Source organism: Streptomyces sp. NPDC006235, from assembly GCF_040613735.1.
Taxonomy (GTDB): Bacteria; Actinomycetota; Actinomycetes; order Streptomycetales; family Streptomycetaceae; genus Streptomyces.
The window spans coordinates 426,511-445,308 of record NZ_JBEXSR010000002.1; the positions used below are offsets into that span (position 1 = coordinate 426,511).

19 protein-coding genes are annotated in these 18,798 nt (G+C 73.0%); 5 read left to right on the forward strand and 14 right to left on the reverse strand.

All coding sequences use genetic code 11. The features are described from left to right. Positions 1–59: 59 nt before the first annotated feature. Positions 60–827 (forward strand): GNAT family N-acyltransferase, encoded by a 768-nt coding sequence (locus ABZ192_RS04005; protein ID WP_356922926.1) that lies wholly within the window; start codon positions 60–62, stop codon positions 825–827. After that, the gene (locus ABZ192_RS04010; protein ID WP_356922927.1) at positions 827–1,642 is read left to right on the forward strand and encodes a lysophospholipid acyltransferase family protein; all 816 of its coding nucleotides are present in this window, start codon (positions 827–829) and stop codon (positions 1,640–1,642) included. The genes ABZ192_RS04005 and ABZ192_RS04010 overlap by 1 nt, the downstream gene beginning before the upstream one ends. Positions 1,643–1,886: 244 nt before the next feature. On the opposite strand, the gene ABZ192_RS04015 is transcribed toward ABZ192_RS04010, so the two are convergent. From ABZ192_RS04015 to ABZ192_RS04045, 7 genes are all read right to left on the reverse strand, one after another. Then, positions 1,887–4,235: an excinuclease ABC subunit UvrA gene (locus ABZ192_RS04015; RefSeq protein ID WP_356922928.1), complete on the reverse strand. Its 2,349-nt coding sequence runs from the start codon at positions 4,233–4,235 to the stop codon at positions 1,887–1,889. Between the two features lie 11 nt (positions 4,236–4,246). After that, the gene (locus tag ABZ192_RS04020; RefSeq protein WP_356922929.1) at positions 4,247–5,245 is read right to left on the reverse strand and encodes an LLM class flavin-dependent oxidoreductase; all 999 of its coding nucleotides are present in this window, start codon (positions 5,243–5,245) and stop codon (positions 4,247–4,249) included. 51 nt (positions 5,246–5,296) lie between these two features. After that, a complete protein-coding gene (locus ABZ192_RS04025) occupies positions 5,297–6,454 on the reverse strand; it encodes a GTP-binding protein (protein ID WP_356922931.1) in 1,158 nt (385 codons plus the stop codon). A gap of 4 nt (positions 6,455–6,458) precedes the next feature. Next, positions 6,459–6,629: a 50S ribosomal protein L32 gene (rpmF, locus tag ABZ192_RS04030; protein ID WP_010043581.1), complete on the reverse strand. Its 171-nt coding sequence runs from the start codon at positions 6,627–6,629 to the stop codon at positions 6,459–6,461. 104 nt (positions 6,630–6,733) lie between these two features. Beyond that, the gene (locus tag ABZ192_RS04035) at positions 6,734–8,329 is read right to left on the reverse strand and encodes a cation acetate symporter (RefSeq protein ID WP_356922933.1); all 1,596 of its coding nucleotides are present in this window, start codon (positions 8,327–8,329) and stop codon (positions 6,734–6,736) included. Then, positions 8,323–8,772 carry a DUF485 domain-containing protein gene (locus ABZ192_RS04040; protein ID WP_356922935.1) on the reverse strand — a complete coding sequence of 150 codons (450 nt, stop codon included), beginning with the start codon at positions 8,770–8,772 and terminating at the stop codon, positions 8,323–8,325. The genes ABZ192_RS04035 and ABZ192_RS04040 overlap by 7 nt, the downstream gene beginning before the upstream one ends. A 396-nt stretch (positions 8,773–9,168) precedes the next feature. Next, on the reverse strand, positions 9,169–10,377 hold the full coding sequence (locus ABZ192_RS04045) for a right-handed parallel beta-helix repeat-containing protein (RefSeq protein WP_356922936.1): 1,209 nt from the start codon (positions 10,375–10,377) through the stop codon (positions 9,169–9,171). A 265-nt stretch (positions 10,378–10,642) separates the two neighbouring features. On the opposite strand from ABZ192_RS04045, the gene ABZ192_RS04050 reads away from it, so the two are divergent. Next, positions 10,643–11,137 carry a hypothetical protein gene (locus ABZ192_RS04050; RefSeq protein ID WP_356922937.1) on the forward strand — a complete coding sequence of 165 codons (495 nt, stop codon included), beginning with the start codon at positions 10,643–10,645 and terminating at the stop codon, positions 11,135–11,137. Positions 11,138–11,213: 76 nt separating this feature from the next. Further along, entirely contained in the window at positions 11,214–11,459 is a 246-nt protein-coding gene (locus tag ABZ192_RS04055) for a hypothetical protein (protein WP_356922938.1), read from the forward strand. A gap of 24 nt (positions 11,460–11,483) precedes the next feature. Here the strand turns inward: ABZ192_RS04055 and ABZ192_RS04060 are convergent, their stop codons facing one another. The 5 genes from ABZ192_RS04060 to egtA all read right to left on the reverse strand — a co-directional run bounded on the left by ABZ192_RS04060 (position 11,484) and on the right by egtA (position 16,243). Beyond that, on the reverse strand, positions 11,484–11,699 hold the full coding sequence (locus ABZ192_RS04060; protein WP_356922939.1) for a dodecin: 216 nt from the start codon (positions 11,697–11,699) through the stop codon (positions 11,484–11,486). Between the two features lie 146 nt (positions 11,700–11,845). Then, positions 11,846–12,808: an L-histidine N(alpha)-methyltransferase gene (egtD, locus tag ABZ192_RS04065; RefSeq protein ID WP_356922940.1), complete on the reverse strand. Its 963-nt coding sequence runs from the start codon at positions 12,806–12,808 to the stop codon at positions 11,846–11,848. Beyond that, positions 12,805–13,596 (reverse strand): ergothioneine biosynthesis protein EgtC, encoded by a 792-nt coding sequence (gene egtC, locus ABZ192_RS04070; RefSeq protein ID WP_356922941.1) that lies wholly within the window; start codon positions 13,594–13,596, stop codon positions 12,805–12,807. Before egtC ends, egtD begins: the two co-directional genes overlap by 4 nt. Next, a complete protein-coding gene (gene egtB / locus ABZ192_RS04075; RefSeq protein WP_356922942.1) occupies positions 13,596–14,933 on the reverse strand; it encodes an ergothioneine biosynthesis protein EgtB in 1,338 nt (445 codons plus the stop codon). Before egtB ends, egtC begins: the two co-directional genes overlap by 1 nt. After that, a complete protein-coding gene (gene egtA, locus ABZ192_RS04080) occupies positions 14,930–16,243 on the reverse strand; it encodes an ergothioneine biosynthesis glutamate--cysteine ligase EgtA (protein ID WP_356922943.1) in 1,314 nt (437 codons plus the stop codon). The genes egtB and egtA overlap by 4 nt, the downstream gene beginning before the upstream one ends. A 291-nt stretch (positions 16,244–16,534) precedes the next feature. Between egtA and ABZ192_RS04085 the strand changes: the two genes are divergently transcribed. After that, positions 16,535–17,392: a TIGR02452 family protein gene (locus ABZ192_RS04085; protein ID WP_356922944.1), complete on the forward strand. Its 858-nt coding sequence runs from the start codon at positions 16,535–16,537 to the stop codon at positions 17,390–17,392. On the opposite strand, the gene ABZ192_RS04090 is transcribed toward ABZ192_RS04085, so the two are convergent. Continuing rightward, positions 17,346–17,792 (reverse strand): type II toxin-antitoxin system PemK/MazF family toxin, encoded by a 447-nt coding sequence (locus ABZ192_RS04090; RefSeq protein WP_356922945.1) that lies wholly within the window; start codon positions 17,790–17,792, stop codon positions 17,346–17,348. The two genes, ABZ192_RS04085 and ABZ192_RS04090, sit on opposite strands and share 47 nt — an antisense overlap. Before the next feature lie 73 nt (positions 17,793–17,865). Further along, a partial coding sequence (locus ABZ192_RS04095) for an amidase family protein (RefSeq protein ID WP_356922946.1) occupies positions 17,866–18,798 on the reverse strand: 933 nt, incomplete at its 5' end.

Here is an 18,798-nt window from a genome sequence, read left to right on the forward strand (position 1 = left end):
GGGCACAACAGTGGGTGGCGGCACCGCTCGCCGCCCCGGCCCGTGACCAGGAGAGAGCCATGACCGGCGTACTGACCGTCGACCGCCCCGCGCAGCCCACGGCCCCCACCCGCTACACCGTCACCCTCGCCCGGACCGAGGAGGACGTGCGTGCCGCGCAGCGGCTGCGGCACGACGTCTTCGCCGGGGAGCTGGGCGCCCTGCTGGCCGGCTCCCCACCGGGGCTGGACGTCGACCCGTTCGACGCGTACTGCGACCACCTGCTCGTCCGCGAGAAGACCACCGGCCAGGTCGTCGGCACCTACCGGCTGCTGCCGCCGGAGCGTGCGGCCGTCGCCGGGCGGCTGTACTCCGAGAGCGAGTTCGACCTGAGCTCCCTCGCCGGGATCCGGCCCGAGCTCGTCGAGGTCGGCCGCTCCTGCGTGCACCCCGACCACCGCGACGGCGCGGTCATCAGCCTCATCTGGGCCGGGATCGCCCGCTACATGGTCGACCGGGGCCACGAGTGGCTCGCCGGCTGCTGCTCCGTCCCGCTCGCCGACGGCGGCACCCTGGCCTCCGCCACCTGGGACCGCGTGAGCGCCAAGCACCTGTCGCCCGAGGAGTACCGCGTCCGGCCGCTGCTGCCGTGGGTCCCGGGCCCCGCGCCCGCCGCCCGCGTCGAACTGCCCGCCCTGCTGCGCGGCTACCTGCGCCTCGGCGCCTGGGTGTGCGGCGAGCCCGCGCACGACCCGGACTTCGGCGTCGCCGACCTGTACGTGCTGCTGCCGATGAGCCGGGTCAACGCGCGCTACCTGCGGCACTTCCTGTCCCTCGTGCCCGCCTGATGAGTGCCTGGCTGCCCACCGCGCCCTGCACACCGCGGGCCTGTGTCGAGGCGCCGGCGGGGGTGCCGGCGCGTGCCGTGCCGCGTGCCGTGCTGCGGCTCACCGGGGTCGTCCTGCTGCTGTTCGCGGGGATCGCGCTGTCGCCGCTCGGCGCCCGGATACCGGCGTCCCTGATCCGGCGGTGGTGCCGGTGGATCGTGGGGGCCGCCGGGGTCCGGGTCCGCGTCACCGGCGCCGCCGTCCCCACCGGCGGACTGCTGCTGGTCGCCAACCACATCTCCTGGCTGGACATCCCGCTGCTCGCCGCCGTACGCCCCGCCCGGATGCTGGCCAAGACCGAGGTACGGCGGTGGCCCGTCGCCGGGCCGCTGGCCGCCCGCGGCGGCACCCTGTTCATCGACCGGGACCGGCTGCGGGCCCTCCCGGAGACCGTCGCCCGGATCGCCCGGGCCCTGCGCGAGGGCGCCGCCGTCGCGGCCTTCCCCGAGGGCAGCACCTGGTGCGGCCGGGCCCAGGGCACCTTCCGCCGGGCCGTCTTCCAGGCGGCTCTCGACGCGGGAGTGCCGGTCCAGCCGGTCCGGATCCGCTACCGGCTCACCGGCGGAACCACCACCACGGCCCCCGCGTTCGTCGGCGACGACACTCTGTTCGCCTCCCTGTGGCGGGTGGCGACGGCCCGCGGCCTGGTCGCGGAGGTCGAGGTCCGCGCCCCCATACCCCCGGGCACCTGCCCCGACCGCCGTGCCCTGGCCCATTCCGCACAACCACAGGAGACGGCGGCACCGGCGTGGACGCACACGGTGCTGGTGGCGTAGGGCGCGTACCGGCCCGGCGGGGTTCCGGGTCCGGCCCGCAGCGGTCTGGGTGAGCGGATCGCCCTGGCGCTCGCCGCGACCGGCCACGGCGGCGGCGCGGGGGAGGGCGGTGTGCCGAGGCCGTTCGTCTTCGGCCGCCGCGAGGGGCCAAGGGGCATGCGGGGCGCCGAGGGGTCGCCCTCCCGCCGGAAGCACCCCGGCCTCGCCTGGCGGCAGGGGCGGGACGGTCGTTCCTCGACCGGCCTCAGCCGGCCCCGGACAGCGTGCGGACGAGATACGGCGCTGTCCTGCTCTGCTCGGACCGCGCCACCTCCGCCGGCGGTCCCGCCGCCACGATCCGGCCGCCCGCGTCGCCGCCGCCCGGACCGAGATCGACGACCCAGTCCGCGCGCGCGACGACGGACATGTCGTGCTCGACGACGATCACGGTGTGCCCGGCGTCGACGAGGCCGTGCAACTGGCGCATCAGGACGTCCACATCGGCCGGGTGGAGGCCGTTCGTGGGCTCGTCGAGGAGGTAGAGCGTGTGCCCGCGCCGGCCGCGCTGCAGTTCGCTCGCCAGTTTGATGCGCTGGGCCTCGCCGCCGGAGAGCTCGGTCGCGGGCTGGCCGAGGCGCAGGTAGCCGAGGCCCACGTCCAGCAGCGTGCCCAGGCTGCGGGCCACGGCCGGGGTGTCGGCGAAGAACTCCGCCGCGCTCTCCACCGTCAGATCCAGCACCTGCGCGATGGTCCGCCCCCGGTACGTCACCTCCAGCGTCTGAGGGTTGTACCGGGCCCCGCCGCAGTCCGGGCAGGGCGCGTACGTGCTCGGCAGGAACAGCAGCTCCACGCTGACGAACCCCTCGCCCTGGCAGGTCTCGCAGCGCCCGCCCGCCACGTTGAAGGAGAACCGGCCGACGCCGAAGCCCCGTTCCAGCGCCCCGTCGGTGGCCGCGAACACCTTGCGCACGACGTCGAAGAGACCCGTGTACGTCGCGAGGTTCGAGCGCGGGGTGCGTCCGATCGGCTTCTGGTCGACCGAGACCAGCCGGCCCACCCCGGCCGTGTCCTGCGTGATCTCCCCGATGAGCGTGGACTTGCCGGAGCCGGACACCCCGGTGACCGCGGTGAACACGCCGAGCGGGAACTCGGCGGACACACCGCGCAGGTTGTGCCGGGTGATCGGCCCGGTCTTGAGCCAGCCGCTCGGTTCGCGGACCTCGCGCGCGGGGGCGGGGGAGTCGTCGAACAGGTAGCGGGCCGTCGCCGACTCCTCGACGGACGCCAGCCCGGCGACCGGGCCGCTGTGCAGCACCCGCCCGCCGTGCTCACCCGCGTCCGGACCCACGTCGACCAGCCAGTCGGCCCCGCGTACGACATCGAGGTGGTGCTCCACCACGAACACCGAGTTCCCGGCCGCCTTCAGCCGCTCCAGCACGACCAGCAGCGCCTCGGTGTCCGCCGGGTGCAGCCCGGCCGACGGCTCGTCGAGGACGTAGACGACACCGAACAGGCCGGAGCGCAACTGCGTGGCCAGGCGCAGGCGTTGCAGCTCGCCCGCGGAGAGGGTGGGGGTGGACCGGTCGAGGCTGAGGTAGCCGAGGCCGAGTTCGACGATCGGCGCGATACGGGAGGTGAGGTCGTCGGTGAGGACCCGGGCGGTCTCGGAGGTCGCGTCGAGGGCGGCGGCCAGCTCCACCAGCGGCAGCGCCGCCAGCTCGGCGATGGTCCGGCCGCCGAACGTCACCGCCAGGGCCTCGGGCCGTAGCCGGCTGCCGCCACAGGCCGGGCAGGGCGCGCTGGTGAGGAACCGCTCGGCCTTCGCCCGCAGGGCCGGGCTCTTGGAGTCGGAGAAGGTCTTCATCACGTACCGCCGGGCGCTCATGTACGTGCCCTGGTACGGCCGCTGGATCCGGCCCGCGTCCCGGACCGGGTGCACGGTGACCACCGGCTGCTCGTCCGTGAACAGGATCCACTCACGCGCCTCGGCGGGCAGCTCCCGCCACGGCCGGTCGACGTCGTACCCGAGCGCGTCGAGGACGTCCCGCAGGTTCTTGCCCTGCCAGGCGCCCGGCCACGCGGCGATCGCGCCCTCGCGGATCGACAGCGACGGGTCGGGGACCAGCAGCTCCTCGCTCGTGCGGTGCACCCGGCCGAGCCCGTGGCACTCCGGGCAGGCCCCGGCCGCCGTGTTGGGCGAGAAGGCGTCGGAGTCGAGGCGCCCGGCGCCGGGCGGGTAGGTGCCGGCCCGGGAGAAAAGCATGCGCAGCGAGTTCGAGAGGTTGGTGACGGTGCCGACCGAGGAACGCGAGGTGGGGGCCGCGCGGCGCTGCTGGAGCGAGACGGCCGGCGGCAGACCGGTGATCTCCCCGACCTTCGGCGCGCCGACCTGGTGGATCAGCCGGCGCGCGTACGGCGCGACCGACTCGAAGTAACGCCGCTGCGCCTCCGCGTAGATGGTGCCGAACGCCAGCGACGACTTGCCCGAGCCGGACACGCCGGTGAACACGGCCAGCACGTCCCGGGGAATGTCGACGTCGATGCCCTTGAGGTTGTGCTCGCGGGCGCCGCGGACACGGACGTACGGGTCGTGGGGGCCGTGAGGGTCGTGCATGGGCAACGACTCTAACCGGAGGTGATCGCGGCCAGCCGCCGGTAGGAGTCCAGCAGCGCCTCGCGGTCGTACGTGCTGGTGGTGACCAGGACCTCCTGCGCTCCCGTCTCCTTCAGCACCGTCTCCAGTTCGTGCGCGACCTGCTCCTCGGTGCCGGCGATGTGCCCGGTCAGCCCGGACTCGTAGAAGCCGCGTTCCTTGGCGCTCATCGTGAGCGCCTCCACGCGCTCCGCGGGCGGCAGGGGCGGGAAGGTGCCGTGGGTGCGGGAGTACGCCATGGACCAGGCTTCGGGGATCAGCAGCCGCCGGGCCTCCTCGGGTGTGGCGGCCACGGCGATCGTGCCGGAGACGACGACATAGGGCTCGCTCGCCCAGGCCGAGGGACGGAAAGCGTCGCGGTAGTGGTCGATGCCACGCCGTATCTTGTCCCGGTTCCTCAGGTCGCCGATCACCATGGGCAGGCCGAGGCGGGCCGCGATGCCGGCGCCCTCGCCCATGGCCAGGACGAACGGCGGCACGGCCAGCCCCTCGGCGGGACGCGCGTGCACCCCGGTCGGGGAGGTGCCCCGGAACCAGCCGAGCAGCTCCCGCAGCTGCGCCTCGAAGTCCTCGGCGTCCTCCTTGTCACCGCCCAGGGCCCTGCGCACCCCGTCCGTGAAGCCCACGGACCGCCCCAGACCCATGTCGATCCGCCCGGGGAACAGCGACTCCAGCACCCCGAACTGCTCCGCCACGACCAGCGGCCGGTGGTTGGGCAGCATCACCCCGCCGGTGCCGACCCGGATCGTCCGCGTCGCGGCGGCGACGGCCGCCGCCAGCACGGTCGGCGCGGAACCGGCGACCCCGGGAACGCCGTGATGCTCCGAGACCCACAGCCGGTGATACCCGAGCTTCTCCAACTCCCCGGCCAGCCGCACGGTGTCACGCAGCGCCTCGGGATGCGTGTGCCCGTCGCGGGTGCGGGAGCGGTCGAGGACGGAGAAACGAGTCGAGGCGATCAGGGAGCTCACACGGGATTCAACGCGTGCGAGGCCGTGGCATTCCCGGCACCGCGCCCGCCGCTACGCCGCGTGCTCGTGGTCGCACGTCTCGTCGATGCCGTACGTGTCCCAGGCGGGGAACGGGTCGTCGGCCGAAGGGGCTTCGCCGGGCGCCGCGAGGCAGCCGGTCAGGGCGGTGTGGAGGGCCTTCGTGTCCAGGCCCGTCCCGATGAACACCAGCTCCTGCGCGTGCGGGGTGTCGGTGTCGCGGGCCGCTGACGGTTCGAAGCGGGCGACGGAGCCGGCCTGTGACCACAGACCCGTCACGTGCGGGCGGCTCGCCAGGGTGAAGAAGCCCTTGGAACGCAGGATCCGACCATAGGCACCGGTGTCCAGTTCCTCCGTGACGAACGTCCACAACCGCCCGGGATGGAAGGGGAGTGCGGAGCGGAAGACGGTGGAGGAGATGCCGTACTCCTCGGTCTCGGGGACGTGGTCGCCGTTGAGTTCCCGGACCCAGCCCGGCGCCTGCTGGGCGCGTTCCAGGTCGAACAGGCGGGTGCCGAGCACCTGGCGGAGGTCCACCCGGCCGTGCGTCGCCGGGACCAGCCGGGCGAGCGGGTTCAGCCGGGTCAGGGCCGCCCGCAGCCGGGCCGCCGTCTCCTCGTCGACCAGGTCGAGCTTGTTGAGGACGAGGACGTCGGCGAACTCGACTTGGTCGACGAGCAGATCGCTGACCGTGCGCTCGTCGTCCTCGTACGGCGCGAGACCCCGCTCGGCGAGGTCGTCGCCGCTGTCCAGCTCGGCGAGGAAGTTGGCCGCGTCCACGACCGTGACCATGGTGTCCAGCAGGGCCACGTCGTCGAGGGTGGCGCCGTCGTCACGGGCGAAGGCGAAGGTGGCCGCGACGGGCATGGGTTCCGAAATGCCGGAGCTCTCGATGAGGAGGTGGTCGAACCGGCCCTCGCGGGCCAGTCGGTCCACCTCGTCCAGCAGGTCGTCGCGGAGCGTGCAGCAGATACAGCCGTTGGTCATCTCGACCAGGCGTTCCTCGGTCCGCGACAGGGCGGCCTCGCCGCCGCGCACCAGGGCCGCGTCGATGTTGACCTCGCTCATGTCGTTGACGATGACGGCGACGCGCAGACCTTCGCGATTGGCCAGGACGTGGTTGAGCAGGGTGGTCTTGCCCGCCCCGAGGAATCCGGAGAGCACGGTGACGGGCAGTCGTTCGTACGACACGGTGTCAGCCCTCGGGGCGCAGCAGGCCGCGCTCGTAGGCCTTGACCAGGTTCTGCGGTACGAGGTGACGGACGCCGTCGACGGTGACCGGGACCAGCGTCGGCGTGGCGGCCTTCCACTGGGCGCGGCGGTGACGGGTGTTGCTGCGGGACATCTTCCGCTTCGGGACAGCCATGGGACTCCTCCTCGGTGGGCAGGCACCGAGGACGCTACATGAAAATGGATCCCATTAACAATTCGCGTCCCCGGTGTCCCGTGGCCGGTGTCCCGTCCGGTGCGTCAGTCGTCGGCGCCCACGAGCATCCGCACCTCGAACTCCTCGTGCGCGGTGCTCTCCTCGGCCGGGCCCTTGTCCAGCACCGTCCCGAGCCACCCCAGCAGGAAGCCCACGGGGATGGAGACGATGCCGGGGTTCTGGAGCGGGAACCAGGCGAAGTCGACCTCGGGGTAGAACGAGGCCGGGGCGGAGGAGACGACGGGGGAGAACACGGCGAGCAGGACCGAGCAGAGCAGGCCGCCGTAGAGACTGAGCAGTGCTCCCTTCGCCGTGAAGCGGCGCCAGAAGAGGGTGTAGATGATCGTCGGCAGGATCGCGGAGGCCGCGATGGCGAAGGCGAGGAACGCGAGCGTCGCGGTGTTCGCCCCCCAGGCGACGAGGGCCAGCAGGATGCCGAGGATGCCGATGACCGCCCCGGACAGCCGGGCGACGGTCAGCTCCTCCGTCTCGCTCGCCCGGCCCTTGCGGATCACCTCGCCGTACAGGTCGTGCGCGAGGGACGAGGCCGCGGCCAGGGTGAGGCCCACCGCCACGGCGAGCAGGGTCAGGTACGCCAGGCAGGTCAGCAGCGCGGTGAGGACGCTGCCGCCCAGTTCGTGCGCGAGCAGCAGGACGGAGGCGTTGCCGGTGCGGTCCGTGCTCTCGATGGCGTCCCGGCCGAGGAGCGCGGTGGCGCCGAGGCCGAGGATGCCGGCCCCGAAGCAGACCGCGCCGACCAGGCCGATGGCCCACACCACGGAGCGGCGCAGCACGCTGCTGCTGCGCGGGGCGAGCAGGCGCATCAGCACGTGCGGCAGGGCGGCGAGGCCGAGGACGATGGCCAGTTCGAGGCTGAGGAAGTCCAGCTTGTTGCTGACGGTGCCGCCGTAGCGCAGCCCGGGTTCGAGGAAGGACAGACCGGTTCCACTGCGGTCGGCAGCCCTCTCGAGCAGCGCGTTGGGGTTCCAGTCGAAGTGGTACAGCACCAAGCCCGCGGTGAACAGCACGCCCGCGATCAGCATCACGGCCTTGATGATCTGGATGACCGTCGCTCCGGGCATGCCCCCGAGGGAGGCGTACAGGATCACGAAGGTACCGATCACGGCCACGCACAGGGTGCGGGTGGTGGCGCTCGGCGCGCCGGTGAACTGGGTCAGCAGGGCAACACTGCCGACCAGTTGGGCCACCAGGTAGAGGGTCGTGATGGCCAGGATGCAGACGGCCAGCGCCACCCGGACCGGCCGCTGCTGCCGGGGCAGGCGCAGCGCCACCGTGTCGCCCAGGGTGAACTTCCCCGTACGTTGCAGGGGTTCGGCGATGAGCAGCAGCACCATCATCCAGGCGACGGTCGTGCCGCCGAGGTACATCAGTCCGTCGTACCCGGTGAGGGCGACCAGGCCGGTGCTGCCCAGCAGGGTGGCGGCGGACAGGTAGTCGCCGCACATGGCGAGGCCGTTGCGCAGCGGCGACATGGTGCGGTTGCCGAGGTAGAACTCGCTGATCTCGTCGCGCTGAGGCGCCGTCAGCAGGGCCGTGAACAGGGTGATCACGACCACGGTCAGGAACAGGACGAACGTCAGCTGGAGGCTGCTGTCGTCGATGGCGGCGAGCGTCACCACGTGCGGAACCCCCTCGTGCCGTGCTGGACGGGCTGCCCGGCCCCTTGAGGGGGCGCCGCCGCCGAGCGGGCGCGGCGGCTGTCGTTCTCGTGCTGCCGGGACCTCAGGCCGCGGGCGAGCGGATCGACTCGGGTGCGCATGTGCCGGACGTAGCACCACGCGGTCACGCCCATGATGACGAACTGGCCGAGGCCGAGGGTCAGTCCGATCGTGAGGTGGCCGAACAGCGGCTGGTTCATCACCGCGGGCACAAAACTCGACAACAGCACATACAGCAGGAATCCGCCGACCGACAGGATCGTCGCCCGGGTGCCGAACCGGCGCTGCGCGCGACGCAGGGAGTGAAATTCGGGATGATCGGATATGCGAGACGGCGGAGTGTGTTCGATGTGCGGAAGTGGGAATGTGGGAGTGTCATCCCGTCGCGGTGGAAATTCGGGCACAGGCGCACCTTCTTCGCTGCTTCGTGCCCCGCACTCGACCCCTTCGAGTCAGTGGTCTCGTCCGGCTTTGAGCAAGGTGGAGGGACGCCGGGCGCACTGCGGGGGTGCGGGCTCTGTGGGGGTCTCGTGAAACCGAAAGAATCGCTGTTCGGATTCACGCGGACTGCCTCGGGGTTCTGTGTGGAGATCCCCGGCCAGCCCCGCCCGCGGGTGGGGGCGAGGCTGAATGCGGAGTATGTCAGTGCGACGCTTGAGCCATCAACTGTGAGGGGCAATTCACGGCTGTTCATGGCTCGTTCACGCCACGGTCGAAGGTAGGCGGTACTGCGCCTGCGCCGGGCTGCCAGGGAAAGGCCGGCCCGTAAATAGTACGGACCATTTCTCCGGCCGGGCTGGTCAGAAGCGGGCGCCGACGGCGGTGCCGGACCGGGGGACGAGGAACGCCGGCGCCTTCGGCAGCGAGCCGTCCGCCGCGCGGGGGCCGGTGAGCGGGGCCGGGTCGGTGCTCAGGACCGAGGCGGCGTCCCAAGTCCCACCGATGTTCCAGGAGTTGCCGCTGGCGACCGTCCCGGACCCGACGGCCGCCGGGCGCTGGTCCGCGACGGAGAGGTCGCCGGTGAGCCTGGCGGTCCCGCCCGAGACGTCGGCGTCGAAGCCCGTACCGGCGTTGGCGAACGTGGAGTTGCGGCTCAGGGCGAGGGCGCCCGGGTTGCCGTTGTCGGTGAATCCGTGCTTGGCGTTCTTGAACGCGACGCCGCCCCGGACCGTGTGGGCCACGGCCGGGGCCGGGCTGCCGCCGCCGAGTTTGAAGCCGTTCCCGTCGCCCGCGAAGTCGGGGAAGTTCCAGCGGTTGAAGCCGTTGCCGTACGCCACCGTGTTCTCGATCGTGACCGGGGAGGTGAACTTCCAGGCGTCGAAGCCGTCGTCGACGTTGTTCCACAACCGGGCGCCGCGCACGACGTTGCCCGAACCGCTGCCCTCCTTGATGGCCAGGCCGTCGGCGCTCTCGCCGTTCTTGCGAGGGTCGCGGTTGCCGTAACTGTCCAGGTTCAGGATCTGGTTGTCACTGGAGGCGCCCTGGAGCTGGAAGCCGGACTCGTAGTTGTCGTGGGTGCTCAGGCGCGCGAAGACATTGCTGTTGCAGCCGTCGCAGTACACGCCGTACGGGCCGTTGACGATCTCCAGGCCCGAGATCCGCCAGTGCGACGCCTCCATGTGGACCGCCCCACGCTCGGCACGCGGGATGCTGCCGCCGACCGGGGTGTGGCCGGCGGGCAGCTTCTCCCCGTCGACGACCACCCGCTCGCCCTGGTAGGGCGCGAGGGTGATGGGCTGGGATGCGGTGCCCGAGGTGGTGATGGTGATGTTGTCGGTGAGGGCGTACGTCCCGCCGCGCACGCTGATGGTGTCCCCGGGCCGCGCCAGGTCCACCGCCCGCTGAATCGTCCTCAGCGGCCGGTCGAGCGTGCCCGGGCCGGAGTCGTCCCCGCCGGGCGCCACGACCAGGGTCGTCCCCGCCGCGGCCGCCGTCCCCACCGGCCCGCCCAGCGCCAGGGCCACCACGGCCCCCGCCACCGCCACCGACCAGATCCTCGCGTTGCGCATACGGCCTCCTGCCTGTACCTGCGTGGGTGTCGCAGAGCAGTGGCCGCCCGGGGGGCGAAGGTTGCCGGGGTGGCACCCCGTCCAGTTCCCGGCAGGTGTTCGTGTCGGCCGCGGACGGGGTTCCCGTTCCTGCGGGCTGCGGGCTGCGGGCTGCGGGCTGTGCCGCCTACGGGCCCGGCCAGTGGACCCGTCGCCCCGGCCGCCGCACACGGTCAGCCACCCGGGACGGACGACGAAAACCGCCGGGCGGCCTAGGGTGGACAGCGTGAGTGACGATCGCCGTGTGGCCCCGCTGGCCGTGTTCGACCTGGACAACACCCTCGCCGACACCGCGCACCGGCAGCGGTTCCTGGAGCGCAGGCCGCGGGACTGGGGCGGGTTCTTCTCGGCGGCGCCCCAGGACCCGCCGCTCCCGGAGGGCATCGCGCTGGTCAAGGAGAGCGCGCGGGAGTGCGAGATCGTCTACCTCACCGGGCGGCCCGAGCGCTGCCGGCGCGACACGCTCGACTGGCTCGCCGCGCAGGAACTGCCCGAGGGGCGGGTGTACATGCGGCGCGACGCCGACCGCCGGCCCGCCCGGTTCACCAAGCTGGAGATCCTGCGGCGGCTCGCCCGCACGCGTGAGATCCGTGTCCTCGTGGACGACGACGAACTGGTCTGTGAGGACGCCCGGCGCGCGGGCTTCACCGTCCTACGGGCCGACTGGGCGGCCAGGTCCGCCGAACTGAAGGTGGCGCAGGAGCGGGAAGGGCGCACCTGAGAGTCCGCGTTGGCGGAGTGTTCACCTCCGCCGGGTATCTCCGGGTACCGAGGACAGCGGACATACGGGGGATGCCATGAAGGGACGTCGTAGGGGCGCGCTCGCGGCAGCCGCGCTCGTCGGCGCCGTGCTGCTCACGAGCTGTGCGAAGCCCGACCGGAGCGAGATCGTCACCTGGACCGACGAACACGGCCGGGCCTGCACGGGCGTGGCCATCGTCGACTCCGAGGACGGCGACCGGGAGGTGAGCAGCATCGACTGCGACTACCCGCCGGAGGGCAGGCAGCCGGGCCGCTCCACTTCGGCACCGCTGCCGGACTGAGCCGGCCGTTCGCAGCGCGGCGGACTACTCGGACTCCTCCAGCCGGAAGCCCACCTTCAGGCCCACCTGCCAGTGCGCGATCTGCCCGTTCTCGAGCTGCCCGCGCACCTGCGTCACCTCGAACCAGTCCAGGTTGCGCAGCGTCTGCGAGGCCCGGCCGATGCCGTTGCGGATGGCCTCGTCGACGCCGTCGGGGGAGGTGCCGACGATCTCCGTGACCCGGTAGGTGTGGTTCGACATGCCGTTGCTCCTCTTCAGTGACGGGTGTCACACGTGACTCCACCGTGCCCCAAACGGCGGCGAAGCGCGAGACGTCGTCGCCCGCCCCGCCGCCGCCAGGGGCACAGGGATGCCACAGGCATGCCACAGATGTCAGCGCACCACGCTCAGCGCACGACGCTCAGCGACAGCGCGAACCGGCCCGCCTCGTCCGTCCACCAGTGGGCCAGGTCCAGGCCCGCCGCGAACAGTTCGCTCCGCACACCCTCCTGCCGGAACTTCGCCGACACCTCGGTCCGCAGCTCCTCGCCCGCCGCGAAGTCGACCGCGAGGTCGAGCGCCGGCACCTTCACGGTCTGCGCCGTACGGGAGCGCAGCCGCATCTCGATCCACTCGCGCTCGGCGTCCCACAGGGCCAGGTGGTCGAAGGCGGCCGGGTCGAAGTCGGCTCCCAGCTCGCGGTTGATCACGGTGAGCACGTTCTTGTTGAACGCGGCCGTCACCCCGGCCGCGTCGTCGTACGCCCGGACCAGCACCTCCTCGTCCTTGACCAGGTCCGTGCCCAGCAGCAGCGCGTCGCCCGGGGCGAGCAGGGCCCGCACGGACGCCAGGAACGCGGCGCGCTCCGCGGGCAGCAGGTTGCCGATCGTGCCGCCGAGGAACGCCACCAGCCGGGGCCCCGGCGTCTCCGGCAACGTCAGTTCCGCGGTGAAGTCGGCGATCAGCGCGTGCACGTCGAGCCCCGGCCGCTCGGCGGCGAGCGCCTGCCCGGCCTGGGTGAGGGCGCTCTCGCTGACGTCGACGGGGACGTAGGTGGGCAGGTCCGTCAGCGCGTCGAGCAGATGCCGCGTCTTCTCCGAGGAGCCGGAGCCGAGCTCGACCAGCGTGCGGGCCCTGGTCGCCGCGGCGATGTCGCCGGAGCGCGCGACGAGGATCTCCCGTTCGGCGCGCGTCGGGTAGTACTCGGGCAGTTCGGTGATCTTCTCGAAGAGGTCGCTGCCGTGCGCGTCGTAGAACCACTTCGGCGGCAGCGTCTTGGGACGGCCGGTCAGACCCCGGTGGACGTCGGCGCGCAGCGCGGCGTCCGTGGCGTCCTCGGGCAGCGTGCGGGTGAGGTGGAACGGGCTCACGTACGGGGCTCCTTGGGTGAGGCGGGCGCGAAGGTGTCGGCCGGCTCCTTCAGCGGCGTGAGCAGCACGTCCGTGCGGCTCGCCGCGAGCAGCGTGCGGTCGGGCACCTCCTGCCAGTGCGGATCGTCGTCGTAGGGCTCCGAGGCCACGACGGTGCCGCCGCCGGGCCGGGTGAGATACCAGAGGGTGTCGCCCCATGCGGTGGCGGTGACGGTGTCGCCGTCGGTGAGCAGGAGGTTGAGCCGGGAGCCGGGAGCCGCGGCGGCGACCTCCAGGACCGTGTCGGCCAGCGCCTGGCCCTGCTCGTCGCCGCTCCTGAGCCGGGCCAGGACCAGGGCCCACACGAACGCCGAGTCGTTGCGGGCTTCCAGCGACAGCAGGTCCTCCGGCGGCAGCGTGCGGGACACGGGCGCCAGCGAACCGGGCCAGCCCTTGACCGCCCCGTTGTGGCTGAACAGCCAGGTCCCCGCCGCGAACGGCGCCGCCGCGGCCTCCGCGTCCGCACCCGACAGCGTCGCGTCGCGCACCGCGGCGAGCAGCGCGGCGGATCGTACGACCCGGGCGAGATCGGCGAACGACAGGTCCGCCCAGATCGGCCCGGCCCGGCGGTAGCGCGCCGGCACCGGATCGCCCTCGGCGTACCAGCCGACGCCAAAACCGTCGGCGTTGACCGTCCCGTACCGCTGCCGCCGTGGCGCCCACGACTGCCGGTACAGGCCGTGCGGGGGATCCATCAGGAACCGGCCGAGCGGCTCCGACGGTCCCACGTACGCCACATGACGGCACATCAGACGTCCTCCGAGCGGGCCGTGCGGAACCCGGAGAAGATCTGCCGCCGGATCGGATGGTCCCAGTTGCGGAACGTGCCCCGGCAGGCCACCGCGTCCACGGCGAACGAACCGCCGCGCAGCACCTTGTAGTCGGACCCGAAGAAGACCTCCGAGTACTCCTTGTACGGGAACGCCCTGAAGCCCGGATAGGGCAGGAAGTCGCTCGCCGTCCACTCCCACACGTCGCCGATCAACTGCCGTACGCCGAGCGGCGACTCGCCGGCCGGGTAGCTTCCGGCGGGCGCCGGACGCAGATGCCGCTGGCCGAGGTTGGCGTGCTCGGGCCCCGGGTCGGCGTCGCCCCACGGGTAGCGCATGGAGCGGTCGCCGGCCGGGTCGTGCCGGGCCGCCTTCTCCCACTCGGCCTCCGTGGGCAGCCGGCGTCCCGCCCAGCGGGCGTAGGCGTCGGCCTCGTACCAGCACACGTGCAGCACCGGCTCGTCCGGCGGGACGACCTCGGTGACGCCGAAGCGCCGCCGCAGCCACTGCCTGCCGTCCCGCCGCCAGAACAGCGGGGCCGTGAGGGAGTTGCGGCGGATGTGGGTCCAGCCGTCCGCCGTCCACCAGCGCGGGTCGTCGTAGCCGCCGTCCTCGATGAAGGCCTGGTACGCGCCGTTCGTCACCGGCGTGGTGTCGATCCGGAAGGGCGCCACCTCACGCCGGTGCGCGGGCCGTTCGTTGTCCAGGGCCCACGGCTCGTCGGAGGTGCCCATCGTGAACGGGCCGCCCGGGACGAGGACTTCGGACGGGCCGGTGAACAGCGGTACCGGCTCCGGGTCGGGCGCGGTCAGTGCCTGCGGCCCCCGACGCAGCTGATGGGTGATCAGCATGGTCTCGTCATGCTGCTGTTCGTGCTGCGCGATCATCCCGAACGCGAACCCGGCCTCCGTCAGCCGCGTCCCGTGGAACGCCGCATTCTCCAGCACGTCCAGGGCGCGGCCACGGACATCGGCCGCGTACGTGCGTGCCTCGGTCGGCGACAGCAGGGGCAGCTTCGGCCGCTCGGCCCGCGGATGCTCGAACGCGTCGTAGAGGCCGTCGATCTCGGGCCGTATCGCCTCGTGTCCGGCGACGGCCCGCAGCAGCCACTGCTCCTCCTGGTTGCCGATGTGCGCCAGGTCCCACACGAGCGGCGACATCAGCGGCGAGTGCTGCGCGGTCAGGTCCGGGTCCTCGACGCAGCTCGTCAGCAGGGTGGTGCGGTCGCGGGCGAGAACCAGCGAGGCGACCGCCCGCTCGCGCAGGACCTCGGGGTCGGTGGTGCCGGGGTCGACGGCCGGGCTGGTGTCGGTCATGAGCGCGGGTCCTTCCCGTGGGCGCGACCGTCCGTGCCGCGCTGTCGGTCGAGCAGGTCGTCGGCGGGGCAGCGGCCCAGGACGACATGGCGGTCCAGATAGGCCGTGACGGCCTCGACGACCTCGGGCCCGGCGCCGAGCCGGGGCAGGGCGTCCAGCGCGGCCGTGAAGCAGGTGACGGCCACCTCGCGCAGTTCGGCGTCGGCCAGCCCGTTGCGGGCCGCGTCGACCCACAGCGGGTTGTGCGGCGCGGGCAGCCCGAGTGTGCGCTCGGCCAGCGGCTTCACGGCCCGGTAGGCGGTCTCGGCGGCCTCCGGGTCGTCGAACAGCGCCGCCGTCACGGCCAGCGGCACGATCCAGCCGTCGTCACCGGGCTGCGCGTCGATCATGCGCAGTTCGAGGTGGCCGCGCGGCCTGACCGGCGGGAACAGCGTCGTGACGTGGTAGTCGAGGTCCTCCCGCGTGGGTGGCCGGGGGGCGCCCGTGCGGATCCACTCGCGGAAGGTGAGCCCCTCCGGGACGTCCCAGGGCCCGCCGTCGCGCCGTACGCACATCACCGGGGAGTCCAGCACGTGCCGGGCCCAGGCGCCGCGCGGGTCGGCGTCCAGGGGCGGTCCGCCCGCCCGGCCGGCGCCGATCCGGGTCCACATCAGCTGCCGGGTGGACAGCCAGCCGGTCGGCCGGTGACCGGCGAGCGGGGAGTTGGCGAACACGGCCACCAGGACCGCGCCCAGGTGATGGGCCAGCCACCAGCGCCGCACATGGCCGAGAGGCCCGGGCTCCTCGTGGCCGGCGTCCACGCACACCTGCACGGAGGCCGAGGCGCACATCATGGCGCGGCCGGAGGGGCCGTTGCGGTCGAGGCAGGCCTCCATGGCGTCGTAGCGCGGTTCGCGCAGGAACCGGCGGGGTTCGTGCCAGGGATCGTGGCCCAGGCCGACCAGTGTGAGGCCGTTCTCGCGCAGGACCGCGCGGACGGCGTCGAGGTCGGCGGAGACGGTGGCGATGACCTCCGTCAGCGAGTCGGCGGGGGGCGAGCTCAGCTCCAGCTGGCCGCCGGGCTCCACGGTGAGCGCCGACCTCAGGGACAGGGGCCGCAGTGCGGCGTAGGCCGCGTCGAGTCGTTCGGGTGTGACGGGGAGCTGCGGTGCGCGCAGCTCGTGGACGAGCCATTCCACCTCGACGCCGAGGCGGCGCGGTGGGCCGGTCTTGAAGCAGATGCCGCGGACCAGGGCTTCGACCTCGGCTTCGGACAGGGCGGTGTGCGGCTGGGTACAGCCACCCGCCGGGGCAGTGGGCGCATCGGACATGTCGGGATCCTCCTGAGATTCCACCATGCCACCGGTTCGGGCACTTCGGCGGCCCGGGCCGGGATCACTCGTCCCACCCAAGTCCCTCGTGTCGCTCGGCACAAGGGGGCGTACCGGGGCGTTCCGGGGCGGTCATCCGGGCCGGGCAGGCGTTTCCCGGTGCTTTCCCCGGTGTTCTCCCGTGGCGAAAACTGCGTTGCACCGCGCGTCCGGCATCACCCACCATGCCTGCGTGAGCACGACAAGACCGACCGCGCGGCACGCGGTCACGGCGCGCACGGGGGTGGCGCCGTGAGCGCGCGCCTGCGCGGTCTCGCGCAGCAGACTGAACAGATCGTGGCGGCGGGCGCCTACCGGGCGCCGGACGGGCGCGAGGTGTCCCTCGCGGCCGGACTCCGGGCGGCCCGCGAGGGTACGCGCATGTTCGGTCCGGAACCGGTGCCGGTGCCGGCGTCCGTGCCCTGCGTTCAGGTGACTCGGATGCAGGTCGAGGTCACGGGCGAGAGCAGCCTGGAGGCCGCTCGCCGGCTCGGCGGACACGTGGCGGTGCTGAACTTCGCCTCCGCCCGCAACCCCGGCGGCGGTTATCTCAACGGCGCCCAGGCCCAGGAAGAAGCCCTGTGCCGGGCCTCCGCGCTGTACACCTGCCTGCTCCGGGCCCGTGCGTTCTACGACCACCACCGCGCCCACCGCGACCCGTTCTACACGGACCGTGTCATCCACTCACCCGGCGTGCCCGTCTTCCGCGACGACCGGGGCCGCCTGCTGGACGAGCCGTACACCGCCGGCTTCCTGACCGCGGCGGCGCCCAACGCGGGCGTCGTGCACCGCACGGCACCCGAGCGGGCCCGGGAACTGCCGCGGGCCCTGGCCGTCCGCGCCGAGCGGGTCCTGGAGTCGGCCGCCGCCCACGGCTACCGGCGTCTGGTGCTGGGCGCTTGGGGATGCGGCGTCTTCCACAACGATCCGGCGCAGGTCGCCGGGGCGTTCCGGACGCTGCTGGAACCCGGCGGGCGCTTCGCGGAGGCCTTCGAGCAGGTGGTGTTCGGGGTGCTGGACCGGACGCCCGGGGCCGTGGTGCGGGGCGCTTTCGAACAGGCTTTCAGTTCCAGCCGTAGCGCTCCCGCAGCCGGTGCCGGACGAGGTTGAAGCGCATACGGTCCAGGGCGCAGGCCTCCCGGCGCATGCCGTCCTCGTGCAGACGCAGGACCCGGTCCACGTCGACCCACGACGCGCGGCCCGACCGGTCCCACGGTCCGCTGCCGATCGGCACCCACTCCCGATCGCCGTCATGCCGCTTGCTGGACAACTGCACGGCGAGGAACGTCCCCGCCGGCTCGCGGGCGACCACGAGCACCGGGCGGTCCTTGCCGCGCCCGTCGTTCTCCTCGAAGGGCACCCACGTCCAGACGATCTCGCCGGGGTCGGGGTCGCCGTCGTGCGCGGGCGAGTACTCGGTGCGCACCCGGCCGACCTCGCGCGGATCGGCCTGGGTGGTGGCGGAGGGGCCAAAGCGGCCCGGGACGTTCTCATCGGTAAACGCGGTCACGCGGGCACCCTAGACGTTGCTCCCGTGCGCCCGGCCACCGACCGGTCCGCCCGGCGAAACCCCGCACGATCGCTCAGGCGGCGGCCGAAGTCTCGGCGACCGGAGGCGTCGGCCACTTCTCGTGCCAGCGCAGCTCCGCCTCCAACTGCGCGGCCACCTGCACCAGAAGCGGTTCGCTGTTCGCCGGGCCCAGCAACTGGGCTCCGACGGGCAGACCGTCCGGCGTGAAACCGGCGGGCACGTTGACGCCCGGCCAGCCCAGCACATTCCACGGCCAGGCGTACGGGCAGGCGGCGATCATCGCCCGGTCGGTGGCGAAACCGCTGAGTTCCAGCAGGGCGCCGATCCGAGGCGGGGGAGCGGCGGTGGTCGGTGCGAGGACGACGTCGTACGAGGTGAAGAACCCGCCGATACGGCCGTGCAGGACGGTCTCGGCCCGACGGGCCGCCCGCAGCGGCGCCCCGCCGAGCAGCCGGCCCAGCCGGGCCGCTCCCAGGGTGCGCCGGTCCAGCAGTGCCGGGAAGGGCGCCTCGGCCACCCGCTCGGCGATCCCGGCCGTCGCGCGCGGCACGAAGGTCAGCCCGATCCGCCCGTACGGCGGGTCCGCCTCCTCGACCGCGTGCCCCAACGCCGCCAGCCGCTCGGCGAGTTCGACGACCCTGGTCCGCACCTGAGGCAGAAGCCGGGCGGGCACGGCCGTGAACGGCGGCTTGAGGGCGAGCGCGATGCGCAGCCGCCCGGGGTCGCGGCCGACGGCGGCCGAGGCGTCGACGGCCGGGGGCCGGTGCGGGTCCAGCGCGTGGTTGCCGCTCGCCGCGTCCAGCAGCAGGGCCGCGTCGGCGACCGTACGGGCCAGGGTGCCGTTGACGGTGATGCCCTGGAAGGACTCGCCGCGCGGCCAGGTGGAGACGCGGCCGCGCTGCGGCTTGATACCGACCAGATGGGTCCACGCGGCCGGGATCCGCACCGAGCCGGCCCCGTCCGAGCCGAGCGCGGCGGGCACCAG